The organism is Pontivivens insulae (genome assembly GCF_900302495.1).
GTDB lineage: Bacteria > Pseudomonadota > Alphaproteobacteria > Rhodobacterales > Rhodobacteraceae > Pontivivens > Pontivivens insulae.
This window is the reverse complement of record NZ_OMKW01000004.1, coordinates 158351-185028: the sequence shown is the minus strand read 5'-3', so window position 1 is coordinate 185028 and position 26678 is coordinate 158351. Positions and strand designations below refer to the sequence as shown.

The window sequence follows — 26678 nt, the reverse complement described above, 5'->3', positions numbered from 1 at the left end:
AGATCTGAGCCTTATTGCGAAAGATGAGTGATCTGACGCCCTATGAAAGTCGCCTGAAACGGGCGGGGCTGCGCCTGACCGCGCAGCGCCGTGTGATTCTGCGCATTCTGACCGAGCATGACGATCACCCGGATGCGACGGAGATCCACCGACGCGCGGTGGAGCGCGATCCGCGCATCTCTCTGGCTACGGTCTATCGCACGCTGAAAGTGCTGGAGGAGACGGGAACCGTTGATCGCCACGCCTTTGGCGATGGCCCTGCGCGGTTCGAGCAGGCGGATCGTGATCACCACGACCACCTCATCGACGTCGATACGGGCGCGGTTGTGGAATTTTCCTCCCCCCGGATCGAGGAATTGCAGCGCGAGATTGCCCGCGAGCTGGGATATGAAATCGTTCACCACAGGCTTGAGCTCTATGGCCGGAAGCTGAAGGCGTGAGGATCGTCGGGGGCCGCTTTCGCGGACGTGCACTTGCCGCCTTGGGGGCGGGGGACGGTAAGGCGCAGCTTCGTCCGACAACGGATCGGGTGCGTGAGACGCTGTTCAACGTGCTGCGTGGCTATGACCTGCCAGACGGTGCCCGTATCCTGGACCTGTTCGCGGGAACTGGCGCATTGGGGCTGGAGGCGCTGTCACGCGGCGCAGTGCATGCAACATTCGTGGATGATGGCGCGAAGGCGCAATCGCTGCTCAAGCGCAATATCGCCACGCTCGATGTGGCGGCGGAAACCCGGATGATCCGCCGCGACGCGCGCAAACTGTTCGCCGCGGATGCACCGTGTGACCTGATCTTTCTTGACCCGCCCTATGGCCGCAATATGGGCGCAGCGGCGCTGCATTCCGCCCGAACAAATGGCTGGATTGCCCCTGATGCGCTGATCTTGTGGGAGGAGGCGCAGCCGCAGGACGTTCCAGAGGGATTCGTCGAATTTGAGCGCCGCTCCTACGGCGATACCAGCGTGCAGTTCCTCGGCCTCAGCCAGCCTTGAGCACCGCCATCAGATCTACCTCCGGATCCGCTACATCGCTGACAGCCGGGTGCATGCCGCCCTCGATCATACGTTTGCCGACCATGTAATCACGAGGGGCGTTCATCGCGTCGACTGCCAAGAGCTGATCGCCGGCGAAATACCAGACGGACTGTACGCCGGGGCGTGATCCGGGCCGAGTGACCGTCTGGTCATAGCCCGTGTTCAACCCTGCGATCTGCAGTTTCACGTCATACTGGTCCGACCAGAACCAAGGCTTTGCAACATACTCAGCCGAACCGCCCACCATCACCTCTGCCGCTGCTTCGGCCTGCTCGATGGCATTGGGAACGGATTCCAGCCGGATTCGCCCACCCTGATAGGGGAAGGAGGCGCAATCACCGGCGGCAAAGATCGCCGGATCCGAGGTGCGCCCCTGTGCATCCACCGCAATTCCGTTGTCGATTGTCAGACCAGACGCCTCGGCCAAAGACGTCGCTGGTCGGATCCCGATACCGACAAGCGCAAAGTCGATGTCGACGAGGCGGCCATCACTCAGCTCGGCCTGAGTGACCTGACCGTCCTCGCCGATAAGGCGGGTTAGACCGGTCCCTTCGAGGATCGTCACGCCATGATCGCTGTGCAACGCGCGGAAATAGTCAGACGTCGCCGGTGCGGCGACCCGCGCCAGAATGCGGTCGGCCTGCTCAACCAATGTCACCTGCAAGCCTCTGGACGCTGCAACCGCTGCCGCCTCCAGCCCGATATAGCCGCCGCCCACGATCAGAACATGTGCGCCCTCGGTGAAGGCCGGGGCCATCGCATCGACATGGGCCAGGTCCCGGACCGGGAACACATTTCCCAGATCGCCACCGATCGCGGCAGGCAGCATGATCGGGACAGAACCCGTCGTAAGCGCGAGCGCGTCATAGCCAAGCTCCGCCCCATCCGAGAGCGTGACCTTCCGCGCCGCCCGGTCGATGGCCGTCACCGTTCGGCCTGTCACCAGATCAATGCGTTGATCCGCATAGAATTGCTCTGGCCGCAGGAAGAGGCGCTCCAATGCCATCTCGCCCAGCAGGTATTTCTTAGAGAGCGGCGGGCGCTGATACGGTGGAACAGGCTCTGCCCCAATCAGTGTGATCGGCGTGCTGTCATCGAGCGCGCGGAGCTTTGCAACCATGGATGCGCCAGCCTGTCCGGCCCCGATTACGACATATCCGCTCATTCCGTCAGGTTCCTATCGTTTTTGCCTGCATCACGCCCTACCTTCCCTGCATCAAAACCAAACAAACCGAAAGGCTGTTGACGACATGACCATTGCCAAAGGGGACAAAGTTCCATCCGCGACCTTCCTGAAGATGGGTGACGAGGGGCCAGCGGCTGTGCCCTCCAGCGAGATTTTCGATGGCCAGACCGTTGTTTTGTTCGCGCTGCCCGGGGCTTTCACCGGCACATGCACGACCGCACATGTTCCCAGCTTTATGCGCACCGCAGACCAGTTCAAGGCAAAGGGAGCTGACCGTGTGGTCTGCGTTTCTGTCAACGATCCTTTTGTCATGAAGGCATGGGACGATGCGACTGGAGCATCGGGTGCCGGTATTGAGTTCCTGGCCGATCCCGAGTCCGAATTCACCAAGGGCGTTGGCATGAACTTCTCGGCCCCGCCTGTTGGTTTTGTCGACCGTTCGCAGCGCTATGCCTGCATCATCAAGGACGGTGAGGTCGCAGCCGTTGGCGTCGATGCAAATCCGGGTGAGTGCGATCTGAGCGCGGGCGAAGCACTGCTGGCTCAGATGTGATCCGGTTGCGGGGGCGGTCCACGGTGCCGCCCCCGCATTCGGCTCAGAGGGCGTCGAGCTTTCCGGCAAGCGTCACGTCAAGATTGCTCAACCCGTCAACATCGTGGGTCGTCAACGTCACTTCGACCTTGTTATAGACATTGAACCATTCTGGATGATGGTCCATCGCATCGGCCAGCATTGCAGCACGGGTCATCCAGCCAAAGGCTTCGGAGAAGTCCTTGAACTTGTAGGTCTTGATGATCGCATCGCGTCCATCGACCAGATCCCAGCCGGACAACCCGGCCAATGCGGCGTCGCGTGCGTCTCCGCTCAATTTCTCAGCCATCAGCTGTCCTCTCTCGTTTTGCGAAATGGGGTGTATTCCTTGAGGATTTCGATCTCCTCTCCGACCGCTTCACGCTCCGCCACCAAAAACCTTTCGACCGCTGTGCGAAAGCCCGGATCCGCAATCCAGTGAAGGGAATATGTTGGCGTGGGCACATATCCGCGGGCAAGCTTATGCTCCCCCTGTGCCCCTGCTTCGACGCGCATCATGTCGTTGGCAATCGCATAGTCGATTGCCTGATAGTAGCACACCTCGAAATGCAGGAAGGGATGATCCTCGACACATCCCCAATACCGACCGTAGAGCGTATCGGCCCCGATCAGATTCATCGCGCCCGCAACCCAGCGCCCCTCCCGCTCACATAACACAAGCAAAAGGTCGTCGCGCAGATGCGCCTGCGCCTCCTCAAAAAAGGCGCGGGTCAGATAGGGAGTGCCCCATTTGCGCGCGCCGGTGTCCTGATAGAACTGCCAGAAAGCGTCCCAGTGTTCAGGCTGGATGTCGTCCCCCTGAAACTGATGAATCGTCCCGCCAAATTGCTGCGCACCACGCCGTTCGCGTCGGATCGTCTTACGCTTGCGGGAACTGAGATCGGCCAGAAACCCCTCGAAATCTTTGTACCCTTTGTTTTCCCAATGGAACTGCTGCCCTGTGCGTTGGAGCAGCCCGACGCGCGCACCCAGCTTCCATTCCGACTCCGTACAAAACGTGATGTGGAGCGACGAGAGCTGGTTTTCATCGGCCAGTTGAACCGCCCCCTGTACAAGCGCGGGAAGGGCCACCGTCTCCCGCCCCGGGCGGGTCAGGAAGCGCCGTCCGGTTGCAGGGGTAAACGGCACCGCAGCCTGCAATTTCGGGTAATAACGTCCGCCGGCCCGCTCAAACGCATGGGCCCAGTTGTGATCGAAGATATACTCGCCCTGACTGTGCCCCTTGGCATAGAGCGGCATCACGCCAAGCACCTGCCCATCCGATTTCGCGATCAGATGGCGCGACACCCATCCGGTGCCGTCACCGACCGAGCCGGAGCGCTCTAACGCCGACAGGAACCGGTGCGTGGTGAAGGGATCGAGCGGGCGCCCGCCGCCGGCCTCCTCCGGCGCGGCGCAGGCGTCCCAGTCCGCTGCCGCGATCTGGGATATGTCGCTGATCACACTGACTTCGATCGTCGTCTCGTCGGACATTTGAGCTCCCCAGCTTCCACCGGGGCCAAATGGTGTATCGGTTTCAACGGTCAACCGTTTCAGGCAGATTGAAGGGGCGCATAGCCTTCAAAAGTGACGTTATCGACAATTTGACGCGCTTCAGCCTCCTGCTCCGCGCTTCGGATCGTCCAGGTCAGGATGGAAAGCCCACGTGCCTTCGCCCGCGCGACGGCCGCACTGTCGAGATCAGAGCGATTGTGCGAAATGAACGTTGCCCCCACAGGGTCAAGATCGGGCATCTGCGCCAGCTTTGCCCGACGGGGCGCGGGCACCATGGGCCAGTCCTCTTTCGTGAATGGATCCGTGACGAGCCCACGCGGAATATCCGGCGCATGGCCGCGACATTGACGCACCGAATTAGGATTGAAGCTCATCAGCGCGACCGGGCCGGTATAGGTGTTCACCAGCGCGCAGACCCGCTGCTCCAACGCGCCCACGGCGGGGCCAAGCGTGCCGTCCTGATCCTTGATCTCGATCAGAAGCGGCACACGACCGCCAACCTCTGCCAACACCGCCTCCAGTGTCGGAATGCCCTCATCGCAATCTGTCAGGCGCAGTTGCGCCAATGCCTGCGGCGTAGTGGTCGAGATAAAGCCCCGAGTCCCCGTCAACCGCTCCAGATCATAGTCGTGGAACACCATGGGCGTGCCATCACCGGCAGGTTGGATGTCGATCTCGATCCCCCAACCGCCAGAGATGGCAGCCTTCACGGCTGCCATGGAGTTTTCGATGCGACCCTGCGCGCGGTCATGCAGACCGCGATGGGCAATTGGCGTGTCGAGAAAGGCGCGGGGCAGCATCAGGCCAGCTCAAACACCGCCTCAACCTCAACCGCCACACTCAGCGGGAGGGAAGATGAGCCGACAGCCGCGCGCGCATGGCGGCCCTGCTCCCCAAACACCTCAACCATCAGGTCGGACGCGCCGTTCACGACCTTGGGGTGGTCTGCAAAATCGCCGGTGCAATTGACGAAGCCGTTCAGCTTCACGACACGCGATACCTTGTCGAGGTCGCCGTCACAGGCGGCTTTGGCCTGCGCGATCAGGAAGAGGCCGCAGCGCCGGGCCGCGCCCTGCGCATCCTCGATGCTCATCCCGTCCCCCAGCTTGCCAAGGATCAGGGAGCCATCTTCATTCGCCGGAATCTGGCCGGAGACATAGAGCAGGTTTCCCGTCCGCACGAAGGGCACGTAATTGGCCGCGGGCGCGCGTGCCTCGGGCAATGTGATCTCAAGTTCTGCAAGCCGCGCGTCGATTGTTCCGGGCATGGGTCATCCTCTCCACAACTGAATTGTGCGAAGCGTATGGCCCCGCCCGCGGACGGTCCAGCCCCAGAAGGGGCTGAATTGTACCCGATCAGGTCTCGCGGAAAGCGCGTGTGAAATAGTCGGTAAACGGTTTGGTGAGGAAGGTAAGCGGGCTTCGCTCGCCGGTTTGGATGAACGCATCCACCGGCATGCCGGGCACCAGCGCCAATCCGGCAAGCTTATCGATCTCCCCATCATAAGGCAGGATTTCCGCCTCATAGTAAGGGGCCCCCGTCGCCTCATCCAGGATCACGTCCGCAGACACATTCGTCACCACACCATAAAGTTCCGGTGTCGTGCGCTGGTCAAAGGCAGAAAAGCGCAGCGCTGCCTCTTGTCCGACTGTCACCTGATCGATGTTGATCGTCTCGATCCGGCTGGTTATGACCAGCGGGCTGTCTTCCGGCACGATGAACATCACAGGTTCCGCCGCACGAATGACAGAGTTCACGGCATGCACTGTGCGCCCAAAGACCCGGCCGGTCATCGGCGCACGGATTTCCAGCCGCGCCATGGTGTCGAGCACGGAAAGGCGCCGCTCCCGCAATTCTGCCTCACGCGCGGTGAGATCGCGCAATTCGGTGATCGCTTCTTCCTGACGCGTCGACGACAGGCGGATGATCTCAATCTCAAGCTCTGCGATGCGCCCCCGGCTTTCCGCAATCGACGCCGTCAACTCACCCACCTGCCCCTCAAGCTGCGCCTCTTCGCGCTGCAAGGCCAACACGCGAGAGGCCTGCGCCAGACCGCGATCCAGCAGGCTTTGCTGATCGACAAGTTCCAAAGCGATCAATTCCCGCTGACGGCTAAGCGCATCAAGCTGTGCCTCGCGCCCGACAATCAGCTCCTCAATCTGGGTCTGTCGTTCCTGCAATTGATTGGTCTGCTGCGCAATGCTTTGCGCACGTGCGTTGAACAGGCTGATCTGACCCCCGATCAATTCAGCGATCTCGTCATATTCCTGAGCGAGCATCAGCAGCTCAGTCTCAAAGCGGATCTGGCTCTCCCCCTCGCTCTCCGCCCGCAGACGGCCACGGCGCGCGATCAGCTCGTAATACTGGCTTTCGATGATCGTCAGTTCCGACCGCAGGATCGTATCGTCGAGGCGCATCAGAACCGCGCCGGCCTCAACAAAGTCACCGTCATCCGCATAAATCGCCCCGACCATCCCACCTTCGAGATGCTGTACGACCTGACGGTTGGATTCGACCTCCAACTGGCCCGATGCGATCACGGCGCCTGAAATATTGGTCGCAACCGACCAATAGCCCAGCCCGCCGACAAGGCAGATCAGCGCCACGAGACCCAGCAGGATCGGACGTCCCGCTTTCCATTTTGTTGGCTCACTCATGACTTACGCTCACTTGTCTTCGGATCGTCACTCTTTGCAACGGGGGGCTCGGCCGGTTTGGAAGGCGCAGCCGGTCGCGTGCCAGCCGTCGCCTTTGCCGCCACGCCCGGAGCACTGCTTGCCGCCACAGGGGTCATGGCCTGACTGGTTGTCTTGCCACTTCCAGGTTTGGTTGCCGTCATCGGCACCACACGCCGCGCGGGTTCCGCAGGTTGTGCGTCGGGGCGTGGCGCGGGTCTTTGATCCTGCGGTTTCGCGGCGATGGCGGGGGCTGCGCCCTGTGCTGGCAGCGCCGCCCCCTCGGCTGGGGCCTTCAGACCACCAGCGACCTGATCGTAGTTCTTGAGATTTTTCTTCAGGACATCGTCACGTGGGCCGAAGTCCTTGACCTGGCCCTGATCGAGCAACAGCAACATCTCACACCGTGCAATCGCCGCAGGCCGGTGCGCCATGATGATGACCGAGCCGCCGTTTTTCTTCATCTGCTCGACCGCTGCGTTCAGTGCGTTTGAGCCTTCGACATCCAGATTGGCGTTCGGTTCATCCAGCACCAGAATGACCGGATCGCCATAAAGGGCACGTGCCAGCCCCAGCCGTTGACGCTGACCACCCGAGAGGCGTCCGCCGCCGCCCTGAATGACCGTGTCATAGCCATCGGGCAGTTTCAGGATCATTTCATGCGCACCCGCCTTTTTGGCAGCCGCCACAACCTTTGCGGGGTCGGGTTGGGCGCTGAGCCGGGCGACATTGTCGGCAACGGAGGCATCGAAGAGGTTAACGTCCTGCGGCAGATAACCGATATGCTGGCCCAGAACCTCTGTTTCGTATTGATCAATCGCCGCACCGTCGAGGCGGACCTTGCCCTGTGCGGGCGGCCAGATGCCTGTGATGACGCGCGCCAACGTGCTCTTACCGCTGGCACTGGCACCGATCACACCCAGGGCGATTCCGGGTTCAATGTGGAAGCTGACGGATTTCAGGGTGGGGACCTGCTCACCTGGTGGGGCCGCTATGATCCCCTTCACATCAAGCCGGGCCTTCGGTCGGGGAAGCTCTGTCTTTTCCTCTTCTTCAGGCGTGCGCTCCAGCAGTTCGGCAAGCGAGAGCCAACCCTGCCGCGCACGCTGCACCAGCGACCATTGGGCAATCGACTGTTCGACGGGGGCAAGCGCCCGTCCCATCAGGATTGAGCCTGCGATCATCGCACCCGGCGTCAGCAGTCCTTGCAGCACCAGATAGGCCGCAAGCGCCAGCATGCCCGATTGAAGGAACAGCCGGAACGTCTTTGAGAATGTGGTGAACGTGCCCGAAACGTCCGCCGCACCCATCGATTCATCGAGCGCGGTGTCGCGTTGCTGACGCCACCGGGCCAGCACCGATTGGCGCATGCCGAGGCTTTGCACCACCTCCGCATCGCGGCGCACCGCTTCCGCAAAATTCTCTGCCGCTGCGGTGGCCTGCAATCCTTTCAACTGCTTGGATTTGGACATCAGCTGATTGAGCACGGTGACGATGATGAGAATCGATCCCCCCACGACCGCCAGCCATCCCATCAGCGGATGGAACAGAAAGATCGCGAAGATAAAGATCGGCGTCCACGGCAGGTCGTTGATCGCCAGCAGCGCCGGAGAAGACAGCAACCGCTGGATCGATTCCAGATCGCGCAAATGTGTGGCGGGTCGATTGCGGAAGGCCGGGTCGACGGATCGCCGCAACAACGCGTCAAAGACCCGCTCGTCCAGCATCGATTGAAAGCGTGCCCCGACCCGCGCCAGGATTCGGCCACGGGCATAGTCCAGAATGCCCATAATTGCATAAAGCATTGCAACAAGGGCAAAAAGCGCCACCAAGGTCGCCTCGGACCGGCTCGACAACACCCGATCATAGACCTGCAACATGAAGATTGGCCCTGTCAGAACCAGCAGATTCGAAAAGATGCTGAACAGCGCGACCGTCCAGAAAAGAACGCGGCTTTTCCGCAGAACCGCGCGCAGTTCGCTGCGTCCGTTTGGGGGTTTTGCGGCCATGCCGATGATCCTGCTCGCTCAACGTCTCAGATGTTTACGTGCTGTTCGCACGCAATTGTGTCGGAGTGTAGGCTTTCGCACTCTTAAACCTGTATAAACAAGAGTATCATTGAGAAAGACTCACTGCAAAGCGTGGCGTCGCGTACGGCGCGCATTACATGAGGTCACAACGACACTACCGAAAGAGCCCCCATGTCGAGAATTGCGAAAGCCCCTATCGCCCTCACACTGATCCTGCCCCTTGTGGCCTGTGCGCCTGCACAGAACGAAACCGCGCTTGTGGCCGATCCGCTAGAGGGCGTGAACCGCGTCAGTCACCACATCAACCGCGGCGTCGACACGGTTGTCATCTCACCGCTCGCCCATGCTTTTGGGGCTTTGCCTTCGCCGGTTGAGACTGGGCTCGAAAATTTCGCGGGCAACCTCGCCCTGCCCTCGGACATGGTGAACAACGCGCTGCAAGCCGACGTGGAAGGCTTCATGAGCAATTTCGGCCGCTTCGCGTTGAACAGCACCCTCGGCGTGGGTGGTCTGCTCGACATTGCAACCGAAGCCGGGCTCGACCGCGAGGAGGCCGATTTCGGCCAGACGCTCGCGCTGTGGGGGGCGGGCGAAGGCGCCTATCTGGAATTGCCCCTGCTAGGGCCGGGCACCGTGCGCAGTCACGCGGGCGCCGTCATTGACGCTCTAAGCGATCCGCTGAACGCGGGTGAGGAGCCGGATACCGGTGAGGCGCGCCTCGCTGCGACGGGCATCACCATACTGTCCACGCGGGATGAGCAGCGCGCGGTCATCGACCGTCTGCTCTATCAGACCGAGGACAGCTACGCCGCCCTGCGCGACACCTACATCCAGAACCGTCGCGCCCAGTTGGGCGGAACCGAAGCCCGCGATGACGGGTTCATTGATCTCTACGACGAAAACTGAGGACCCCCGATATGCTGCGCAAGATTGCCCCCGTCGCGCTGATTTCCGTTCTACTCACCCCAGTTCAAGCAACCGCGCTGACCACGACCGAGGCGGAGGCGTTGACGCGCTCTATCGTCGAAGAAGTGCAGACCGAGGTTGTGGCCGCTGCCGGTGATCCGGAGGTCTTTTTGAACCTGATGGACCGCTATGCGGACATGGATGCCATCTCGCGCTATGTGCTCGGCGCGCCTTGGCGTGGGGCGAGCGAGGCGCAGCGCGCCGCGTTTCAAACCGCGTTCTCAGAATATGTGGCTGGCAAGTACGGCTCACAGTTCGAAGATTACGAGGGCAGCAGCATCGACGTGCTGAATGCGCGTGATCTTGGCCGCCGTGGCATTGTTGTGGAAACGCGGGTGAACGTCCCGTCCGGCCCACCAGTGCGGGTCGAATGGCAGTTCTCCGACCGCTCCGGCGAAGACCGGCTCGTCGATATCGTGGCCGAAGGCGTCTCCCTCCTCGCGTCAGAGCGTGCGGCAGTGGGGCGCTGGCTCGACCAGCGGGGCGGTGACATCGACGATCTGATCGTGGACCTGCCTGCCCTGCGCTAGGGGCGCTCACGCATCCGTGTACGGATATGAGTTTCTTGCGAGCGGGATATGATGCGACAGTCTACCGCATCTTATCCCGTGACGAGCGCAAGGACAAAACGCATGACCCGCACCACGACAACAGCAATCGCAGCATTCCTTCTTTCCGCAGGGGCTGCTGCAGCGCAGGACTGTTCCATCGACAAGGACCCCTGGGATCTGACCGGTGAGGAAGTCACCGCAGTCTACGAATGCCTGGAGGGTGCGCTGGTTGCCGGATACCAGAATGGCGACAACCCGGTTGCCGCAGTCTATCGGGACTGGGTGCCCACAGCGACGCGCCCGGGCCTTGCCGGCCCGCATGGGGAGCGTTTCCTGATGACCTTTGCCAATGAGATCGGCGCAGGGACCTATATGGAATACGCATTCGAAGGCGTCGTTATGCCCGTAGGCTCGATCCTGGCTAAGGAGAGCTTCCGCTTCAACGACGATGGTGGGCTGCGCCGTGGACCGCTCTTCATCATGGAGAAAGTCGCCGAAGGCACGGCAGACGAATATGACAATTGGGTCTATTCCGCTGTTCAGCCGAACGGCAATGCGATGGGCATCAGTCAGGCCTTCTGCCACGACTGCCACGTTGCCTATTCCGACCAGGACAATCTGGGCTACCCATTGGAAGAAGTCCGCATCACTGCGGAGTGATCTGGCCCACAAGTTCGGTGAGGGCGGCGTCCAGCGCCGCCCCATCCTCAAGCGTCAGCCGGACCGGCACCGGAAGGACGAATTTGAGAAAACCGCGCGGCAGACGTGCGGCATCTTTTTCAGTCGTGACTAGCTGCGCCCGTGCAACTTTGGCATCCCCGCGCATGCGGTCAAGGATCGTCGAATTGTAGGGCTCATGATCCGCGAAAGCGTGGGTTCTGACGATCGTAGCCCCCAATTCTTTCAGCGTATCGAAGAATTTCTCGGGCCGTCCGATCCCCGCAAAGGCGATCACGCGAAGGCCTTTCCATGGCATCCCGGTCGCAAGAGGTGCCACCGTTCCCGTTGAGACGGGCAGTGCGCCCAACGCCGCGCGACCAGCCTGCCCACCGATCAACAGGGCCAGATCCGCGCGCACAAGCCCGTCCGCCACTTTCTCACGCAACGGGCCCGCGGGCAGCAGCTTCCCATTCCCAAAACCGATCTGCCCATCGACCACGAGCAGCGACAGATCCTTGTGCAGCGAGGGATCCTGAAATCCGTCATCCATGACGATGATGTCAGCGCCGGCCTGCTCAACGGCGCATCGCGCCCCGTCAACGCGGTCACGCGCGACCACGACCGGCGCAAAGGCCGACAACATCACCGGCTCATCCCCCACCTTGGCAGCGGTGTCCGCCTCCGTCACAACGTGCGGGCCGTCAACAGACCCGCCATGCCCACGGCTCAGAATGACGGGCGAGGCACCCAGTGCGCGCAGCTTTTCGACCAGCAAGATAACTGTTGGGCTTTTACCCGTACCACCAACCGTCAGATTACCAACACACAGGACAGGGCAATCAGCCTTGCGGGGCTGACCCTCGCGCTGACGGCGTGCAGCCCCAATGCCCCAGATCATGGCGAGCGGAGACAGCAGGAAAGATTGCCAACCCGGAGGGCGCGACCAGAATTTCGGCGTGCGCATCATTTGGACAATGCGTCCAGACGGGGGGTCATCCGCTCCAAAACAGCATCGAGCGTGCCTGCCCCATCGGAAACGATGGTCCACGCCGCGGTCGCCATGCGAGCGGCCGCATCGGGTTGCATCAGCACGGTGACGACGTGGGACAACTCATCAGGGTTGTTGACCTCGCGCGCGCCGTCGACACGGCCGAGCGCACTATAGGCGTCGCGGAAGTTGGCCACATGCGGACCATGAATGATTGCGCTGCCGAGGGCTGCGGGCTCGTATGGGTTGTGGCCACCATTCTCCGTCAACGAACCGCCGACAAAGGAGACTGGCGCAAGTCGATACCACAGCCCGAGTTCCCCCAGCGTATCGGCCACCAGAATACCGGTTTCGGGGCCCGGGCGATCGCCTTCACTGTGATGCGCGACACTCCACCCCTGTCCGCGAAACTCTCGAACAAGCTCCGCGCCACGCTCAGGATGGCGCGGAACCAGGATCAGCAAAAGTCCTGGCAAGGCACGGCGTGCGGCCTGATGCGCCAGAACCACCTGTTTCTCTTCCCCCGGATGGGTCGAAGCCGCCGCCCAGACCGGTCTGCCGCCCAGAAGTTGGGCATAGGATTTCCGGGTGCCTTCATCATGCGGCAGCGGTGCCGCGCTGTCCTTCAACGTCCCGGTCAGGACCATACGCTCTTGCGGCGCACCCAGTCGTTGCAAGCGTGTCAGCGTATCCTGATCCTGCACCATGATGTCCGAAAAACAGCACAGAATGCGTCGTGCAGTCCCGCGAATCCATCGCCAGCGGGCAAAAGACCGTGCGGACATGCGAGCATTCAGCAGAACAAGCGGCACCCCCCGACGCGAAAGAGTCCGCAACATTCGGGGCCAGAGTTCGCTCTCGGTCCAGATCACAAGGTCAGGCGACCAATGGGCAAGAAACCGGTCGACGGAGCTTTTTACATCAAGCGGCGCATATTGATGGATCACACCTTGAGGCAGACGGTTTGCCATCATCTCTGCAGATGTGACCGTTCCGGTTGTGATCATCACATTTAACTGCGGCCAGCCTTCGCGCACGCGGCGGATCAAATCCAATACGGCAAGGGACTCGCCCACGGACGCCGCGTGAAACCAGACAAGCGGGCCGTCTGGACGCGCCGCCCCAGGTGCGCCAAGCCGCTCTGGCAGGCGGGCCGCATCCTCTTTGCCGATGCTCAGCCGGCGATCCAGCTTGCGCTCAGCAAACGGTCCCGCAAGCCGGGTCGCCAGCATATAGAGACTGAGCACGGGGGAGATCATGCCGGCTCCGCTGGCTCAAATAGATCCGGGCGCCCGGCGAGCCTGTCGGCCTCACGCGTTGTTTCGATCAGAAGCTCTTCGATCTGCTGATTGAACTGGCCAATCGCCTCCCGATCCGACTGATCTGGTGGCATCAGTGGCGCGGACCAGACAACCTGTATGCGTGAGAAAGGAAGCGGCATCATGAAGTGATCCCAGCTCTTGAACCGCAAGGTGTGGCGCGCAGAAAACGCGCTCGCAATGACCGGGGTCTGTGACGAGGCCGCAATGACAGCAGCCCCCGGTTTACAGCGCCCTCGCGGACCTTTCGGGCCGTCCGGCGTCAATGCGAAAACGGCTTTGTCGTTGTTTTTCATATAGTCCCGCGCAGCCCGCAATGCGGCCCGGCCGCCCTTGTCCTTATCAGGCTTGCGCGGGTCACCTGATGATCCGCGGATTGCCTTGCACCCGAAGGGCTCGAGGAACTGCAGGGCAAAATCGCCATCGCCCGAGCGGGACGCGATCCCAATGATCGGGATGCCGGAATGGGCGTCGCCGGTGACGATCAACAGCCGTCCGTGTTGGCAGATATAGACGACCTTTGCGTTGGCGGCATCCGCCCGCAGGCCGCTGTGATCCGTCACGACAAGTCGTGCCGTTTTCCACACAAGTCTCAGATATTGCAGCACAATCCAACCCGCAACGCGCAGGAGAAAGCCTTGGAATCCTGCTTTCGCGGACCGTGCCAAGTCAGCCCAGCTCTTCAGTTGAGGAGGCAGCAGCCTCTTCGTCGCGCAGGCGGTGAAGATGGGCGATGAAATAGCGGGTCTGCGCGCTGTCGACGGTGCGGTGGGCGGCGTCTTTCCACGCCGCGTAAGCCTTTGCGTAATTTGGGAAAATTCCAACGATATCAATCTGCTCAGGATCGACGAACTGGGTCGTCTGCGTGTCCACGAGCTCCCCTCCGAAGACGAGGTGAAGGCGCTGGGTCATGGTCATTCTCCGCTAAAGGCGACGTTGCGGCGCAACCTACCGGCCCGCCCCGCAAGGTCAAGATGGGGCGTACACCACCCGTGCACAATGTGTGCACAACCCGTGCACCGAATTTTGCACCGTCACCTGTCGGAACCGGCTCAGATAAACCGCAGAATTACCCCGACCGTGCGGCCACGAGCGCGGCGTGAAGGGGTGGGGGTGCAACGATCAGGCCCTGATGGCGCGGTGTGGCCGAGTTGAACACCGTCGGTTGACCATCTTCGCGGGTCGCCAACAGGCCAGCCTCCATCGCCAGAAGTGTGCCCGCAGAGCTATCCCACTCCCAGACAGGACGCAGAGAGACGGAGCCGTCCACCTCTCCACTGGCCGCGCGGGCAAGACGGAGCGCGAGCGCACCGCTGCGTGCGGCGGTTACTGGTGGCGCGCCTCCAGGCCAATGGTTGGCGGCGAGATAGTCTCGTGGGATGGAAATGCTTGCCCCCTCAATGGAGGTGCGGCCCGATCCTGAGAGCACAGCGCCATCGCGGTAGGCACCATCGCCCAAGGCCGCACTGTAAAGCGTATCCGTCACCGGTGCATAGATCGCAGAGGCCGTGACCTTTCCACCGGTCGCGACGGCAAGAGCGATGCACCATCCCTGCTCCCCGCGCAGGAACGCGCGCGTGCCATCAATCGGATCCACGATGAAGACCTGCTCACATGCCAGCCGGTCGGGCGTGTCGGCCGTTTCCTCGGACAGCCAGCCATAGTCGGGACGCGCCGCGAGCAGAATATCGCGCAGACGTGCATCAACGGCGAGATCAGCCTCGCTGACGGGGGAATTATCCTCTTTCGACCAGCGCTTCGGGCGATTGCCGAAATGGGTCAAAGCCAGCGCGCCCGCATCACGGGCCGCCTGTTCGAGCAGGAGGCGGTCCGCCTTATGCCCCTGCAATGGTCAACCCTTCGACGAGGAGCGACGGCACCACACGGCTGAGGTGGGTGCGGGCGTCATTGGCCGGACGGATGGTCATCAGCATATCGCGCAGGTTGCCTGCAACGGTGCATTCATTCACGGGGTGGCTGATCTGCCCGTTTTCGACCCAAAAGCCAGACGCGCCGCGAGAATAGTCGCCAGTGGTCGAGTTGATCGAAGACCCGATCATCGACGTGATCAGGAGGCCCGTTCCCATATCGGACAACAACTGCTCACGGCTTTGCCCGCCTTGGGTCAATGCAAGATTGCCGACCGAGGGCGATGGGCCGCCGGACAAACCGCGCGCTGCACTGGCCGTGCTTTCGAGCCCCATTTTGCTGGCGGTGCCCAGATCGAGGGTCCATCCCGTCAATTGGCCGTCCTGCACCCAGACGTGGCGGCGCGTGGCCAATCCTTCTGCGTCGAAGGGGCGAGACCCGGTCGTGCGTGCCCGATGCGGATCCTCTATGAGATCTAGCCCCTTGGGCAGCACTTGTTCGCCCATGGCGTCCTTCAGCCAGCTCGCCCCGCGCGCCACCGATGCCCCGTTGAACGCGGCGACGAGGTGTCCGATCAGCGTGGCAGAGACCCGCTCATCATAAAGGACGGGATAGCGGCCCGTGGGGGGCTTTGTTGCCCCTGCCCGCTCAACCGCGCGTTCGCCAGCCCGGCGGCCAATCTCCCCCGCGCTCATCAGATCAGAGAGATGGGTGCGGCTGTCACCGAAATAGTCCCGCTCCATCGACAGGCCTTCGCCAGAAATCGCCACGGTCGAGAGTGAATAGCCCGTACGCGCATAGCCCCCGGAAAATCCGTTCGAAGTGGCAAGATGCATATCCCGATAAGATGCGGCGGCCCCAGACGCCTGCGTTTGCGCGACGCCGGACACTGCCAGCGCCGCCTCCTCAGCTTCGAGGGCCATGGCTTCGAGCGCGGCTGGATCGGGGCGTGCGGTGTCGACGAGATCGAGTGCAGTCGCCTCTGTCGTTCGCGCCAGCATTTCTGCCGGGGCGATCATGGCGTGTGGATCTTCCGGCGCGATGCGCGCCATTGCGACGGCCCGCTGGGCCAGTGTGTCGATCATCGCCGGGCGCGTATCGGATGCGGAGATACTCGCCTGACGGCCATCCACGAAGACGCGCAGACCGGCCTCCGTCCCTTCGCTGCGCTCGGCATGTTCCAGCTTGCCCTTGAGCACTTCGATGGACTGGCTGTCATCGCGGATGGCGATGGCATCGGCTGCATCAGCGCCCGCGCGGCGGGCCGCGTCGATCAGGCTTTCGGTGAGGTCAGAGAGGTTCTGTGTCATGCACGCTGACTTGGCGTGCGCCGCACGGCGGGTCAAGGGCGCGCAGTCGTTGTGCGTTGCAACACAGGTGATAGAACTGCCGCAATTAAAAGGAGATCACATGCGACGTGTCACCGTATCAGCCGTCTATGATGGGTCAGCAGATGAGATATTTGCAGCCGCGCTGAATTTCGACGAGATGCGGGCGGCCATGCGTGGACTTGCCGTTTACGAAGGCGTGCCAGATGGCACGGTGGTGGAAGTCGGCAAGCCGATGACCGTGGATGTCACCTTTTGGGGTGTCCTGAAGATAAAGGGCCACAGGATGGAAGTGGTCGAGATGGATCGGGCCGGGCGCTGGCTGCAAAGTCGGGAGGCAGGCGGCGCCATACGGCACTGGGATCATCGCCTGAGCGTGCAGCCCCGCGATGATGGGACGGCAGTGTGGACTGATCGTGTCGACATTGATGCCGGGGTTCAGACGGCCTTCATGGCGCAGTTTGCACGGTATCTTTACAAAAGGCGGCATCGCTATCGCCAAGCGCTGTCAATTGAGGGGACGATTGAGAGATTGCCCAAGTGAGCGCGACGGTATGACGGCTGTGAGTGAATAGGCTTGCAAGGCGACTTGGCCGGTGCTTGTCTCGCGCTGAGCAATGCATAGGGAGGCCGTCATGGGAACAATCGTCGAAAGCTGGACAGAATGGGATCCGCTTCGCCACGTCATCGTGGGACGCGCTACTGATTGTCACATTCCGCCCAATGAGCCAGCGCTGGAAGCGAAGGTTCCTGAGGATAGCGACATGCGCGGTCAGCATGGCAAGCGTCCGCAGGAGATGATCGACAAGGGCAACGAACTGCTCGACAATTTCGCGGCGATGCTGGAGGGGCGCGGGATCATTGTGGATCGACCGACGCCGACCGATTTTTCGTTGCCGGTTACGACACCAGACTTCCACACGGACAGTCAGTTTGGGTGCATGCCGCCGCGCGACGTGCTGCTGACGGTCGGCAAGGAGATCCTCGAAGCGACGATGAGCTATCGGTGTCGCTGGTTCGAATATCTGTGCTATCGCCCGCTCATGCAGCGCTATTTCGACGAGGATCCGGGCTTCCGCCATGAAGCAGCGCCCAAGCCACGGCTGACGGACGCGGATTATCACGACAACTACCTCAGCGAGAAGATCGGGGTGGAGCAGCGCTTGAAATGGGCGGCTGAGAAACATTTCGTGACGACAGAGGAAGAACCGCTGTTCGATGCTGCGGATGTGCTGCGTTTTGGCAAGGACCTTGTCGTGCAGCATGGGTTCACGACGAACCTGAAGGGGATCGAATGGCTCAAGCGTCATTTCCCCGATCATCGCGTGCACACGGTGAACTTCCCCGGTGATCCCTATCCGATCCATATCGACGCGACCTTCACGCCTCTGCGCCCGGGACTGATCCTCAACAACCCGCAGCGCCGTCTGCCCGACGATCAGCGCGGACTTTTCGAGCGCAATGGCTGGGAAATTGTGGATGCGGCGCAACCGGCGCACAATCAGCCGCCTGCGCTGTGCTATTCCAGCGTCTGGCTGTCGATGAACGTGTTGGCCCTCGATGACAAGACAGTCTGTGTAGAAGCGTCCGAGGTGTATCAGGCTGATCAGCTCGACAAATTGGGATTTGAGGTCGTGCCGGTCGATCTGCGGGACGCTTATGCGTTTGGCGGTGGCCTGCATTGCTGCACGGCAGATGTGCGGCGCGAAGGTGGATTGCAGGACTATTTCCCCAAGCAGTGATCCCGAAGCCAGAATTGGAGAAACGCCATGAACCATGTCCGCGGAAAGACCGCCATTGTCACAGGTGCCTCGCGCGGGATCGGAGAGGCCGCAGCACGCGCCTTTGCGCGTGAGGGCGCGAATGTGGTGCTTGCCGCCCGATCGGCAGGCGCCATCGGGCAAATCGCCGACTCCATTCGGCAAGACGGTGGCGCCGCGCTCGCGGTGACGTGCGATGTCTCGGACTATGGCTCGGTCGCGGGGCTTGTGTCCCAAGCACGTGAGGCATTTGGCACGGTCGATGTGCTGGTAAACAATGCAGGCGTTATCGAGCCGATTGCCCGCATTGCCCAAAGCGATCCGGCAGACTGGGCGCAAGCCTTCAACATCAATGCGACCGGCACATTCAACGGAATCCGAGCGGTTCTGCCAGTCCTTTCGGATGGCGGAACGATCATCAATATCTCGTCTGGTGCAGCCAACAGTGCGCTGGAGGGCTGGTCCCATTATTGTGCGTCGAAAGCCGCGGCAAAGATGCTGACCGCATGCGTCGCGAAGGAAGAAGGAGAGCGCATTCGCTGCGTTGGCCTGTCCCCCGGCACCGTTGCCACGCAGATGCAGCGCGAGATCAAGGCGAGCGGTGTGAACCCGGTGTCGACACTCGACTGGTCCGATCACATTCCCCCTGAATGGCCCGCCGAAGCGATCCTGTGGCTTTGCGGTCCGGCTGGTGCGAAATTTGCCGGGCAGGATGTGAGCCTGCGCGATGAGGAAATCCGGCGGGCGATTGGCCTGATTGACTGAACGTGCCTAGCGTCGCCGCTTGCGGTGATTTCCGACGGTCCGGCCATGAAAGGCCGGATCGCGCTTAGCGATCCACTTGATAAAGCGGGCCAATTGCGGATGGGCACGCAGTGCGTCAATCGTATTGAATGCGCGGACCAGCTCTGTCTCGGTGAGCACCGAATGGATCTCGTTATGGCAAATCTGGTGAAGCAGCACCGTCTCACCACCCTTGCCGCCACGCAATTGCGGGATAAGGTGGTGACGGCTCTGCCGCGCATGTGGCGGGATCACACGGTGGCAAAGCGGGCAGATTGTCTCAGTATTTTCCACAATTGTGGCCTCGTCATTTTAACGCCAAGGTCTTCCGACCTGTTTGGGGGTGTGGCCGCAAGGCAGTGACAGGGAAAAATAGGTCTGGGGAAGGACACTTAAATGGATAGACGGGGATTTCTCGTCGCAGGTGCGGGTGTGGGCGGCATGGCCCTCGCCGCGCCTGCGGTTGCGCAGGGCACGCAACAGCTGACAGCAGCCGTAGCGTTTGGCGACGGAGACGCGCGGGCAAACATGGCGGCACGAATGGCCGAACGTGTTTCGGCCCTGACCAATGGAGCTTTGACGCTTGATATTCAGGCCCTTCCGGGCGGTGATCTGAATGCTGCGTTGAATGACGGCTCCATCGGGTGTGTGGCCGGCAACGAGGATCTTTGGTTCGACCTCGACCCTGCATTCGGTCTGTTCTGCTCGGTTCCCGGTGGCATGATGGAACGTGAGCTGGAGGCATGGATTCGCTCCGACACGGGGCAGGAACGCTGGGATGCTCTTTCCGCAGAATACGGCATGAAAAGCCTTCTGATCGGCGATTCGGGTGGAGAGATGCTGTGGTCGGGTGAAGCGCTCGATTCGGCCGATGCCCTTTCGGGCAAGACCGTTTCGGCCAGCGGACTGGCCCGGCAGGTCTATTCAGCGCTGGGAGCCGCAGTTGAGGCCGCATCGCTGTCCGGCCCGTTCGCGGGTGGAGCAGATATCTATGAAACCGGGCCGCTTGCAGCCCAGTATCAGAGCCGGGACAACGCGCCCGGACGCCTGTACACCAACACGCCGACACGGCCCAGCAGTGCAATGTCGCTGACTTTTGGCAAAGCCACCTGGGACGGTCTGGATGATGCCGCGCGCGCGGTTCTTGAGGCCGCGGCAAAGGCGGAAACGCATCTGAACAACGCACAGTCCATGCAAGGCAATGCGCTGGCTTATCAGGCGCTGAAGTTGACGCAAGGTGCTGCAATCGAGGCAATGCCGCAAGGCACTTGGGATGCGATGATGGAAGCGTCACGCGCCGTCTATGAGAGCCTCGGTGATGAGGGTGGTCAGGGCCGGAGGGCGTTCCGCGCCTATGGTCGGTTTGCCGAAGCGGTCCAGAATTGGACCCGCGTGAGCGAAGCTGCCTTCACCGAAAACCGCGCACGCAACGTGCCCTCCTGATCCAATGACATTCAGAAAGGAGATAGCGATGCCCCACACGTCGATATCCCGCCGCGCGGCCCTTGGCGCCGCCGCCGCTGCCCCCGCAGCCCTTGCCGCACCACTCTATGCACAAGGTGTGCGTCAGATGCGCATGGTCACGTCCTGGCCTGCGGATCTGGCGATTCTCTCTGGCTCCGCCCAGCGGACGGCCGATACCATCGGTGAGCTGTCCGATGGCCGCTTGCAGGTAGAAGTTTTCCCGGCTGGTACGCTGATGGGCGCGTTTGATGTCCACGATGCGGTCGGGGCCGGTGATGTGGAGTTCTATCACTCCGCCGATTACTATTTTCAGGGCAAGCACCGCGGTTTCAACTTCTTCACCTCCGTTCCGCTGGGTCTGATGATGACTGAGATCCACGGCTGGCTGCGTTTCGGCGGAGGTCAGGAACTGTGGGAAGAGCTTTCGGGCCGCTACAACGTGCGCACCATCGCGTGCGGTGGCACAGGTGTGCAGATGGGCGGTTGGTTCAACAATGCCATCGAGAGTATCGATGATATTGCCGATCTGAAGATGCGTATTCCCGGCCTGGGCGCCGCGGTGCTGCGCGAACTGGGCGCGGAAACGGTCGTCACCCCCGGCGGTCAAATCGTGGAAGCGCTGTTCAACGGCGACATCAACGCGCTGGAATGGGTCGGCCCGAATGACGACCTCGCCTTCGGCTTCCCCAAACTGCTGTCCACCTACATCTTCCCAGGGTTTCAGGAGCCGGGCACAGTGTCGGGCCTTGGCATGAACCTCGACATGTGGAACGGGCTGGATGCGCGCGATCAAGCGATCATTCAGACGGCTGCGGATATCGAGAATTCGCAATCCTGCTCTGACTACTATGCGGGCAATGGCAAGGCGCTTAGCCAGATGTTGATGGAATACGGCACAGAGCCGACGCGCATTCCCGACGATGTGTTCGACCAGCTGGCCGACATCGCCTATCGCGTGCGCGGCAGCGTGGCGGAGGAAGATGAGCTTGGCGCGCGGATCAACGAGAGCTTCCTGAACTACCAGCGCGGCTTGATGGAGTGGAACTCTGAAAGCTTCGCAGCCTATTTCGCACGGCGCGACGCGGCGGAGGCGGTCTTCGGCTCTGGTCAGGACGATTTCTGAGCCGGGCGCACGCTAGGATGCATTGAAAGGGGCGGCTTTCGGGCCGCCCTTTTTCCTGTCAGGAGGTTATTTTCCCGATCTCTTCCGCGCCACGTGCACGGGCGGCCTTGAACGCCGGGCGAGAGCGGCAGCGCTTGCCATAGGCCATGACCAGATCGCTCTCTACATCGAATTTCGCGGAGATCGCCCAGACCAGGCAATGGGCGGCGATCAGGTCGGGCACGGTGAATGCCTCTCCCATCAGGAAGGGTTGGTCGCCCAAACGACGCTCCAACTCTTTCACGCCGCGCTTCCACTCATGATGTGCTGTGGCGTGTACCCCCTCGACCCGCAATTCGGGGGGGAGCACGAACTTGTGCTTTGACGCTTGCCACAGCGTGCCGTCGAGCTCATCGAGGATGAACTGCAAATGTGCGTCCTGCTGCCCACGCTCAACCGTGCCGGCCGTCAGCGTCATCGCCTCGAACCGGTCGGCAAGATAGGTGCAGATTGCAGCGGAATCCGTCAGCACTGTTTCGCCCACGACGAGGGCCGGGACCTTGCCGACGGGATAGCGGCTGACAACGGCCTCCTGGTGCGGTTTGGCGGGGATCAGCGTGTAGGGCTGGCCCACTTCCTCAAGCATCCACATGACACGCATGGCGCGGGTGTGCGGATGACCGATGAGGGTGTATTCCATGTCGTTTCCTTTCGGGCGGCCGCCTAACCCCGGGGGCGCATCATCGCGACACGGATGAAGGCGCGCTCCAGCAATGACAGGGCCGGAGCGCGTGAAGCAGACCGCAACTGCAAGTCGGTGTCAATCAGGGCTGACAGGGCGGCCTCCAGCCGCGCTGGCCCCCAGGCGCGGATCTGCGCGGCCATTGCGTCCCGCCGGGGCCCGAAGACCGGCGGACGCATACGGCCCAGAGCCTCTTCCGGTCGGCCACCGCCCATCGCGGCAGCCATATGCAATGTCCGAAAATGGCGCGTGGCCCCGATGCAAAGCGTCGTTGGGTTGGCGCCCTGACCCGCGAGCCGCATCATCGCAACGCCGACCTTTGGAACAGCTCCGTTCGCCACCGCGGCGATCAGATCGTCAATGGCCGCATCAGCTGTCTGCGGGGCAAGTCCCTCAACCTCTGCCACGGTAAGCGGTTCCGGATCGTTCAGCTTGTAGAGCGCGATCTTTTCGAGCAATTGCGCAAAGTCGCCAGGCCCGAGCGTGCGCCCCATTGCGCTGAGCGCGTCAAAGGCTGGGGTTGGGACATTGGTCAGCCCGGCAGATGCGATTGCGGCCTCAATCTCTGCCCGACCCGGCGGATCGTCATAAAGCGCGAGGGCCAGCGCGTTAGGTGCCCCCTCGAAAAGCTTGCGCAAGGCGGAGCGGGCGGTCAGCTGACCTGCCGTTGCAATGATAAACGCGTCACCCTGTTGCCATTCGTCGAGAGCCGCGCTGAAGGTCTTGGCCAACCCATCCGTGGCCTCTTCGACGAGCACGGCACGTTGGCCGGGAAAGAAGCCCTGCGCCTTGATGGCATCCAGCAGCCGCGCCGGTTCGGATCGCAGGTCAGCGCCGGTCATGCGGTCAAACCGCATTTCATCAACACCGTCCGGGCCAATCAGAGCGTCGGTGAGGGCCTTACGGCGGGCTGCAACCTTCATGGCATCTGCGCCAAAGATCAGCATACCGCTGCGCGAAACGTCGGGCCGCGCGATGAAACCCGGCGCATCGCGGGCCGAAAGCTTCACGACGCGAACTGGTCAGAGGCCAGAAGGATCCGGTCAGCAATCCCCTCGGCCACCGCCTGGGCCACGAGCTCTTGCGCATTTTCTTGCGAAACGCGCGTGGCAGCTGGGGAGGTGTTGAGCGTCGCACCCGCATTTGTCGGCGCAGCATAGCTGGCATCCGCCGTCACGGTGTCATTCGCAACAACCTGACCGGTTGTGCGATCGGTCAGCGTGAAGATCGCAGTCCCCTCGACAGACAAACGCACCGTGTCGTTCGCCGTCGTGATGGTCAGCGCGCGGGCCGAAGTCGAGTATTGAATAGCCAGATCATAGCGCGCCCCGGTGTCGGGCGCGCCAAATCGCTGCTCAAGCCGCTGTTTGATGAAGTAGCCAGCACGGCCCGAGATGAAATCAACGTCGATCTGATTTTGCAGCGCCACGGCGCGCCCGCCCTGAGAATAGAGCGGTTCGAACCCGCACGCGGCCAATGGAAGCGTGGCGAGAACTGCGGCGAGGAAGCTGCGACGATCAGATGACGACATTGACGATCCTACCCGGGACAACGATCAGCTTCTTAGGGCTACCACCATCCAGCGCTTTTTGCACGGTTTCGTCCGCCAGAACGAGCGCCTCGATATCAGCCTTGGCTGCATCCTTGGCGACTGTGATCTCGGACTTCTTCTTACCGTTGATCTGGATTGGCAAAAGGACCGTGTCTTCAACCAGATAGGCCTCATCAGCCACGGGCCATGGCTGATTGACCACAAGGCCGTCGCCATCCAGCGCAGACCAAATCTCTTCCGCCAAGTGGGGCGTCATGGGTTGCATCAGCTGTGACAGGCAGATCAGCGCATCACGCTTTGCGCGGGAAACGTCTGCGCCGCCCTTTGCCTTCGCAATCGCATTGGTCAGTTCGTAGAGTTTCGCGACGCCTTTGTTGAAGGAGAACGTCTCAATCGAGTGGGTCACATCGGCAATGGTGCGGTGCATGAGGCGGCGCAGGGCAATCGCAGCCTCGCCATCCTTTTCGTCCACAGCGGGTGCCGCTTCTTCCAGTTCCGCAACAAGGCGCCAGACGCGCTGAAGGTGCTTCCACGCCGCATCGGCACCAGCGGCCGTCCACTCCACGTCCCGCTCTGGCGGGCTGTCGGACATGACGAACCAGCGGGCGGTGTCGGCGCCATATTTGTCGACGATCTCCACCGGATCCACGGTGTTTTTCTTGGACTTCGACATCTTGATGACCGGACCGACGATCACGTCCGTGCCATCTTCAGTACGGGCCGAGCCGTCCTCACCCCGGACAACCTCATCCGGCGTCAGCCACACCGGACGGCCATTGGCGTCGACCGTATTATAGGTCTCATGCGTCACCATGCCTTGCGTGAAGAGCGCATCGAACGGCTCCACTGCGCTTTCGGGAAGGTGGCCGGTCTTGACCATGGCGCGGGCGAAGAAGCGGGAATAGAGCAGGTGCAGGATCGCGTGCTCCACCCCGCCAATATACTGGTCGACATTCATCCAGTATTTCGCCGCGTCCAGATCGGTCGGCGTTTCGTTGCGGGGGGCGGTGAAGCGGGCGAAATACCAGGACGAATCGACAAATGTGTCCATCGTGTCCGTCTCGCGCTTGGCGGGCTTGCCACAGGACGGGCAAGCCGTGTCGCGCCAGGTTGGGTGCCAATCGAGCGCGTTGCCCGGACGGTCGAAGGTGACATCCTTGGGCAATTCGACGGGCAGGTTTTCCTTTTTCTCCGGCACCACGCCACAATCGTCACAATGGACGACCGGGATCGGACAACCCCAATAGCGCTGGCGGGAAAGGCCCCAATCGCGCAGGCGGAACTTGGTGACACCGTGGCCGATGCCCTGCGTCTCACAATAGTCGATCGCTTCGTTGACCGCCTCTTCACCCGTCATTGTACGCACAGCGCCCAGCGGGCGGACATAGCGGACCGCCTCGGTCTTGAGCGGGACATAGGCTTCGTTTTCAACGGGTTCGCCACCCTCCGCAGGCAGGTAGACGTCCTGCACGGGCAAATCATATTTGCGGGCGAAGTCGAGGTCGCGCTGATCGTGTGCCGGGCAGCCGAAAATCGCGCCGGTGCCGTAGTCCATCAGGATGAAATTCGCGATCCAGACCGGAAGTTCCCATTCAGGATCAAGCGGGTGCGTGACGGTCAAGCCGGTGTCGATGCCGCGCTTTTCCGCCTTTTCCAGCGCTTCCTCGGAGGTGCCGGTGCGGCGGCATTCTTCATTGAAGGCCTTGATGTCATCGCGCTGCGCTTCCAGCGCCTTGGCGAGCGGATGATCGGGGGAGATCGCAGCGAAGCTTGCGCCCATCAGCGTGTCCGGGCGGGTCGTGTAGACTTCGAGCTGCTCGAACCCGTCCATGCCGCTGGCAAAGTCAAAGCTGAATTGCAGACCGCGCGACTTGCCAATCCAGTTGGACTGCATCAGGCGGACCTTCTCTGGCCAGTCCTTCAGCCCGTCGATTGCGGTGAGCAGCTCGTCGGCCTCATCGGAGATTTTGAAGAACCATTGGGTGAGCTCCTTACGCTCAACCATCGCGCCAGAGCGCCAGCCCTTGCCGTCCTCGACCTGTTCATTGGCCAGAACCGTCATGTCCACCGGGTCCCAGTTGACGACCGCGTTCTTGCGGGTGATCAGCCCGGCTTCGAGCATGTCGAGGAACAGGGCCTGCTGCTGGCCGTAATATTCCGGGTCGCAGGTCGCGAACTCACGGGTCCAATCGAGCGAGAATCCAAGGGATTGGAACTGCGCGCGCATCGCGTCGATATTCTCATACGTCCAGTCACCAGGGTGGACCTTCCGCTCCATAGCGGCGTTTTCGGCCGGCAGACCGAAAGCATCCCACCCCATCGGATGCAGAACGGCGTGGCCCGTGCTCAGCTTATAGCGCGCAACCACGTCGCCCATCGTGTAGTTGCGCACATGTCCCATGTGGAGCTTGCCCGAGGGATAGGGAAACATCTCCAACACATAATATTTCGGTTTTTCGCGGTCCTCGCTGGCCTCGAATACGCCAGCTTCCTTCCACGCGGCCTGCCACTTCGGCTCGACCACGCGCGCGTTATATCGGGACATAACTCAACTCTCGTCTAGGGCAGATCAGTCGATCCTGAC

29 protein-coding genes are annotated in these 26678 nt (G+C 61.7%); 11 read left to right on the top strand and 18 right to left on the bottom strand.

The genetic code is table 11. The annotated features are described in order from the left end of the window. Positions 1-23: 23 nt before the first annotated feature. Together POI8812_RS14990 and rsmD are read left to right on the top strand one after the other, a co-directional pair. On the top strand, positions 24-440 hold the full coding sequence (locus tag POI8812_RS14990) for a Fur family transcriptional regulator (RefSeq protein WP_108783422.1): 417 nt from the start codon (positions 24-26) through the stop codon (positions 438-440). Beyond that, positions 437-991 (top strand): 16S rRNA (guanine(966)-N(2))-methyltransferase RsmD, encoded by a 555-nt coding sequence (gene rsmD, locus POI8812_RS14985; RefSeq protein ID WP_108783421.1) that lies wholly within the window; start codon positions 437-439, stop codon positions 989-991. The genes POI8812_RS14990 and rsmD overlap by 4 nt, the downstream gene beginning before the upstream one ends. Here the strand turns inward: rsmD and POI8812_RS14980 are convergent. Next, on the bottom strand, positions 978-2198 hold the full coding sequence (locus POI8812_RS14980; RefSeq protein ID WP_108783420.1) for an NAD(P)/FAD-dependent oxidoreductase: 1221 nt from the start codon (positions 2196-2198) through the stop codon (positions 978-980). The two genes, rsmD and POI8812_RS14980, sit on opposite strands and share 14 nt — an antisense overlap. 85 nt (positions 2199-2283) lie before the next feature. Between POI8812_RS14980 and POI8812_RS14975 the strand changes: the two genes are divergently transcribed. Continuing rightward, positions 2284-2772 (top strand): peroxiredoxin, encoded by a 489-nt coding sequence (locus tag POI8812_RS14975; RefSeq protein WP_108783419.1) that lies wholly within the window; start codon positions 2284-2286, stop codon positions 2770-2772. A 43-nt stretch (positions 2773-2815) separates the two neighbouring features. On the opposite strand, the gene POI8812_RS14970 is transcribed toward POI8812_RS14975, so the two are convergent. From POI8812_RS14970 to POI8812_RS14945, 6 genes are all read right to left on the bottom strand, one after another. Then, the gene (locus tag POI8812_RS14970) at positions 2816-3100 is read right to left on the bottom strand and encodes a 4a-hydroxytetrahydrobiopterin dehydratase (RefSeq protein WP_108783418.1); all 285 of its coding nucleotides are present in this window, start codon (positions 3098-3100) and stop codon (positions 2816-2818) included. Then, positions 3100-4284, bottom strand: coding sequence for a GNAT family N-acetyltransferase (locus tag POI8812_RS14965; RefSeq protein WP_108783417.1), 1185 nt, complete (start codon positions 4282-4284; stop codon positions 3100-3102). Before POI8812_RS14965 ends, POI8812_RS14970 begins: the two co-directional genes overlap by 1 nt. A gap of 59 nt (positions 4285-4343) precedes the next feature. Beyond that, complete coding sequence (locus POI8812_RS14960; protein WP_108783416.1) at positions 4344-5105, bottom strand: glycerophosphodiester phosphodiesterase family protein; 762 nt, start codon at positions 5103-5105, stop codon at positions 4344-4346. After that, the gene (locus POI8812_RS14955) at positions 5105-5572 is read right to left on the bottom strand and encodes a RidA family protein (protein ID WP_108783415.1); all 468 of its coding nucleotides are present in this window, start codon (positions 5570-5572) and stop codon (positions 5105-5107) included. Before POI8812_RS14955 ends, POI8812_RS14960 begins: the two co-directional genes overlap by 1 nt. An 88-nt stretch (positions 5573-5660) precedes the next feature. Further along, positions 5661-6962 (bottom strand): HlyD family type I secretion periplasmic adaptor subunit, encoded by a 1302-nt coding sequence (locus POI8812_RS14950; RefSeq protein ID WP_108783414.1) that lies wholly within the window; start codon positions 6960-6962, stop codon positions 5661-5663. Beyond that, positions 6959-8989, bottom strand: coding sequence for a type I secretion system permease/ATPase (locus POI8812_RS14945; protein WP_108783413.1), 2031 nt, complete (start codon positions 8987-8989; stop codon positions 6959-6961). The genes POI8812_RS14950 and POI8812_RS14945 overlap by 4 nt, the downstream gene beginning before the upstream one ends. Positions 8990-9181: 192 nt before the next feature. Between POI8812_RS14945 and POI8812_RS14940 the strand changes: the two genes are divergently transcribed. The 3 genes from POI8812_RS14940 to POI8812_RS14930 all read left to right on the top strand — a co-directional run bounded on the left by POI8812_RS14940 (position 9182) and on the right by POI8812_RS14930 (position 11187). Next, a complete protein-coding gene (locus POI8812_RS14940; protein ID WP_108783412.1) occupies positions 9182-9916 on the top strand; it encodes an MlaA family lipoprotein in 735 nt (244 codons plus the stop codon). 11 nt (positions 9917-9927) lie between these two features. Next, complete coding sequence (locus POI8812_RS14935; protein ID WP_108783411.1) at positions 9928-10506, top strand: MlaC/ttg2D family ABC transporter substrate-binding protein; 579 nt, start codon at positions 9928-9930, stop codon at positions 10504-10506. 102 nt (positions 10507-10608) lie between these two features. Further along, positions 10609-11187 carry a recombinase gene (locus POI8812_RS14930; RefSeq protein WP_108783410.1) on the top strand — a complete coding sequence of 193 codons (579 nt, stop codon included), beginning with the start codon at positions 10609-10611 and terminating at the stop codon, positions 11185-11187. Here POI8812_RS14930 and lpxK read toward each other — a convergent pair. From lpxK to POI8812_RS14900, 6 genes are all read right to left on the bottom strand, one after another. Continuing rightward, positions 11174-12154: a tetraacyldisaccharide 4'-kinase gene (lpxK, locus tag POI8812_RS14925; RefSeq protein ID WP_108783409.1), complete on the bottom strand. Its 981-nt coding sequence runs from the start codon at positions 12152-12154 to the stop codon at positions 11174-11176. The two genes, POI8812_RS14930 and lpxK, sit on opposite strands and share 14 nt — an antisense overlap. After that, positions 12151-13434 carry a 3-deoxy-D-manno-octulosonic acid transferase gene (locus tag POI8812_RS14920; RefSeq protein WP_245895438.1) on the bottom strand — a complete coding sequence of 428 codons (1284 nt, stop codon included), beginning with the start codon at positions 13432-13434 and terminating at the stop codon, positions 12151-12153. The genes lpxK and POI8812_RS14920 overlap by 4 nt, the downstream gene beginning before the upstream one ends. Further along, entirely contained in the window at positions 13431-14057 is a 627-nt protein-coding gene (locus POI8812_RS14915; RefSeq protein ID WP_162844977.1) for a lysophospholipid acyltransferase family protein, read from the bottom strand. Before POI8812_RS14915 ends, POI8812_RS14920 begins: the two co-directional genes overlap by 4 nt. A gap of 106 nt (positions 14058-14163) precedes the next feature. After that, positions 14164-14406: a DUF4170 domain-containing protein gene (locus POI8812_RS14910; RefSeq protein ID WP_108783407.1), complete on the bottom strand. Its 243-nt coding sequence runs from the start codon at positions 14404-14406 to the stop codon at positions 14164-14166. Positions 14407-14563: 157 nt separating this feature from the next. Further along, positions 14564-15343, bottom strand: coding sequence for a 3'(2'),5'-bisphosphate nucleotidase CysQ (locus POI8812_RS14905; protein WP_245895437.1), 780 nt, complete (start codon positions 15341-15343; stop codon positions 14564-14566). After that, positions 15330-16673 (bottom strand): TldD/PmbA family protein, encoded by a 1344-nt coding sequence (locus POI8812_RS14900; RefSeq protein ID WP_108783406.1) that lies wholly within the window; start codon positions 16671-16673, stop codon positions 15330-15332. The genes POI8812_RS14905 and POI8812_RS14900 overlap by 14 nt, the downstream gene beginning before the upstream one ends. Before the next feature lie 100 nt (positions 16674-16773). Here POI8812_RS14900 and POI8812_RS14895 point away from each other — a divergent pair, with 100 nt between their 5' ends. The 3 genes from POI8812_RS14895 (at position 16774) to POI8812_RS14885 (ending at position 19216) form a co-directional block, all read left to right on the top strand. Then, positions 16774-17235 (top strand): SRPBCC family protein, encoded by a 462-nt coding sequence (locus POI8812_RS14895; RefSeq protein ID WP_162844976.1) that lies wholly within the window; start codon positions 16774-16776, stop codon positions 17233-17235. A gap of 91 nt (positions 17236-17326) precedes the next feature. Next, positions 17327-18433: a serine/threonine protein kinase gene (locus tag POI8812_RS14890; protein WP_108783405.1), complete on the top strand. Its 1107-nt coding sequence runs from the start codon at positions 17327-17329 to the stop codon at positions 18431-18433. Positions 18434-18460: 27 nt separating this feature from the next. Next, the gene (locus POI8812_RS14885; RefSeq protein WP_108783404.1) at positions 18461-19216 is read left to right on the top strand and encodes an SDR family oxidoreductase; all 756 of its coding nucleotides are present in this window, start codon (positions 18461-18463) and stop codon (positions 19214-19216) included. A 6-nt stretch (positions 19217-19222) separates the two neighbouring features. On the opposite strand, the gene POI8812_RS14880 is transcribed toward POI8812_RS14885, so the two are convergent. Then, positions 19223-19528: an HNH endonuclease gene (locus POI8812_RS14880; RefSeq protein WP_108783403.1), complete on the bottom strand. Its 306-nt coding sequence runs from the start codon at positions 19526-19528 to the stop codon at positions 19223-19225. A 102-nt stretch (positions 19529-19630) separates the two neighbouring features. Between POI8812_RS14880 and POI8812_RS14875 the strand changes: the two genes are divergently transcribed. Next, on the top strand, positions 19631-20677 hold the full coding sequence (locus tag POI8812_RS14875) for a type 2 periplasmic-binding domain-containing protein (protein ID WP_108783402.1): 1047 nt from the start codon (positions 19631-19633) through the stop codon (positions 20675-20677). A gap of 28 nt (positions 20678-20705) precedes the next feature. Next, positions 20706-21821 carry a TRAP transporter substrate-binding protein gene (locus POI8812_RS14870; RefSeq protein ID WP_245895436.1) on the top strand — a complete coding sequence of 372 codons (1116 nt, stop codon included), beginning with the start codon at positions 20706-20708 and terminating at the stop codon, positions 21819-21821. A 58-nt stretch (positions 21822-21879) separates the two neighbouring features. On the opposite strand, the gene POI8812_RS14865 is transcribed toward POI8812_RS14870, so the two are convergent. From POI8812_RS14865 to leuS, 4 genes are read right to left on the bottom strand one after another with little or no spacing between them, the layout of a single operon-like run. Beyond that, a complete protein-coding gene (locus POI8812_RS14865) occupies positions 21880-22500 on the bottom strand; it encodes a glutathione S-transferase family protein (protein WP_108783400.1) in 621 nt (206 codons plus the stop codon). A 23-nt stretch (positions 22501-22523) separates the two neighbouring features. Further along, positions 22524-23552, bottom strand: coding sequence for a DNA polymerase III subunit delta (gene holA, locus POI8812_RS14860; protein ID WP_108783399.1), 1029 nt, complete (start codon positions 23550-23552; stop codon positions 22524-22526). Next, positions 23549-24073, bottom strand: a complete 525-nt coding sequence (locus POI8812_RS14855) for a hypothetical protein (protein WP_108783398.1) — start codon at positions 24071-24073, stop codon at positions 23549-23551. Before POI8812_RS14855 ends, holA begins: the two co-directional genes overlap by 4 nt. Then, positions 24060-26639 (bottom strand): leucine--tRNA ligase, encoded by a 2580-nt coding sequence (leuS, locus tag POI8812_RS14850; protein WP_108783397.1) that lies wholly within the window; start codon positions 26637-26639, stop codon positions 24060-24062. Before leuS ends, POI8812_RS14855 begins: the two co-directional genes overlap by 14 nt. Positions 26640-26678 lie beyond the last annotated feature (39 nt).

What these genes read in the sequence shown, in the direction of transcription:
- POI8812_RS14950 (WP_108783414.1), bottom strand. Translation starts at nt 6,962, where the DNA reads ATGAGTGAGCCAACAAAATGGAAAGCGGGACGTCCGATCCTGCTGGGT.
- POI8812_RS14865 (WP_108783400.1), bottom strand. Translation starts at nt 22,500, where the DNA reads ATGGAATACACCCTCATCGGTCATCCGCACACCCGCGCCATGCGTGTC.
- POI8812_RS14870 (WP_245895436.1), top strand. Translation starts at nt 20,706, where the DNA reads ATGCCCCACACGTCGATATCCCGCCGCGCGGCCCTTGGCGCCGCCGCC.
- POI8812_RS14940 (WP_108783412.1), top strand. Translation starts at nt 9,182, where the DNA reads ATGTCGAGAATTGCGAAAGCCCCTATCGCCCTCACACTGATCCTGCCC.
- POI8812_RS14935 (WP_108783411.1), top strand. Translation starts at nt 9,928, where the DNA reads ATGCTGCGCAAGATTGCCCCCGTCGCGCTGATTTCCGTTCTACTCACC.
- POI8812_RS14975 (WP_108783419.1), top strand. Translation starts at nt 2,284, where the DNA reads ATGACCATTGCCAAAGGGGACAAAGTTCCATCCGCGACCTTCCTGAAG.
- POI8812_RS14945 (WP_108783413.1), bottom strand. Translation starts at nt 8,989, where the DNA reads ATGGCCGCAAAACCCCCAAACGGACGCAGCGAACTGCGCGCGGTTCTG.
- POI8812_RS14960 (WP_108783416.1), bottom strand. Translation starts at nt 5,105, where the DNA reads ATGCTGCCCCGCGCCTTTCTCGACACGCCAATTGCCCATCGCGGTCTG.
- POI8812_RS14930 (WP_108783410.1), top strand. Translation starts at nt 10,609, where the DNA reads ATGACCCGCACCACGACAACAGCAATCGCAGCATTCCTTCTTTCCGCA.
- POI8812_RS14890 (WP_108783405.1), top strand. Translation starts at nt 17,327, where the DNA reads ATGGGAACAATCGTCGAAAGCTGGACAGAATGGGATCCGCTTCGCCAC.
- POI8812_RS14920 (WP_245895438.1), bottom strand. Translation starts at nt 13,434, where the DNA reads ATGATCTCCCCCGTGCTCAGTCTCTATATGCTGGCGACCCGGCTTGCG.
- lpxK (WP_108783409.1), bottom strand. Translation starts at nt 12,154, where the DNA reads ATGATGCGCACGCCGAAATTCTGGTCGCGCCCTCCGGGTTGGCAATCT.
- POI8812_RS14970 (WP_108783418.1), bottom strand. Translation starts at nt 3,100, where the DNA reads ATGGCTGAGAAATTGAGCGGAGACGCACGCGACGCCGCATTGGCCGGG.
- POI8812_RS14875 (WP_108783402.1), top strand. Translation starts at nt 19,631, where the DNA reads ATGGATAGACGGGGATTTCTCGTCGCAGGTGCGGGTGTGGGCGGCATG.
- POI8812_RS14955 (WP_108783415.1), bottom strand. Translation starts at nt 5,572, where the DNA reads ATGCCCGGAACAATCGACGCGCGGCTTGCAGAACTTGAGATCACATTG.
- POI8812_RS14855 (WP_108783398.1), bottom strand. Translation starts at nt 24,073, where the DNA reads ATGTCGTCATCTGATCGTCGCAGCTTCCTCGCCGCAGTTCTCGCCACG.
- POI8812_RS14990 (WP_108783422.1), top strand. Translation starts at nt 24, where the DNA reads ATGAGTGATCTGACGCCCTATGAAAGTCGCCTGAAACGGGCGGGGCTG.
- leuS (WP_108783397.1), bottom strand. Translation starts at nt 26,639, where the DNA reads ATGTCCCGATATAACGCGCGCGTGGTCGAGCCGAAGTGGCAGGCCGCG.
- POI8812_RS14885 (WP_108783404.1), top strand. Translation starts at nt 18,461, where the DNA reads ATGAACCATGTCCGCGGAAAGACCGCCATTGTCACAGGTGCCTCGCGC.
- POI8812_RS14910 (WP_108783407.1), bottom strand. Translation starts at nt 14,406, where the DNA reads ATGACCCAGCGCCTTCACCTCGTCTTCGGAGGGGAGCTCGTGGACACG.
- POI8812_RS14980 (WP_108783420.1), bottom strand. Translation starts at nt 2,198, where the DNA reads ATGAGCGGATATGTCGTAATCGGGGCCGGACAGGCTGGCGCATCCATG.
- POI8812_RS14900 (WP_108783406.1), bottom strand. Translation starts at nt 16,673, where the DNA reads ATGACACAGAACCTCTCTGACCTCACCGAAAGCCTGATCGACGCGGCC.
- POI8812_RS14965 (WP_108783417.1), bottom strand. Translation starts at nt 4,284, where the DNA reads ATGTCCGACGAGACGACGATCGAAGTCAGTGTGATCAGCGACATATCC.
- POI8812_RS14895 (WP_162844976.1), top strand. Translation starts at nt 16,774, where the DNA reads ATGCGACGTGTCACCGTATCAGCCGTCTATGATGGGTCAGCAGATGAG.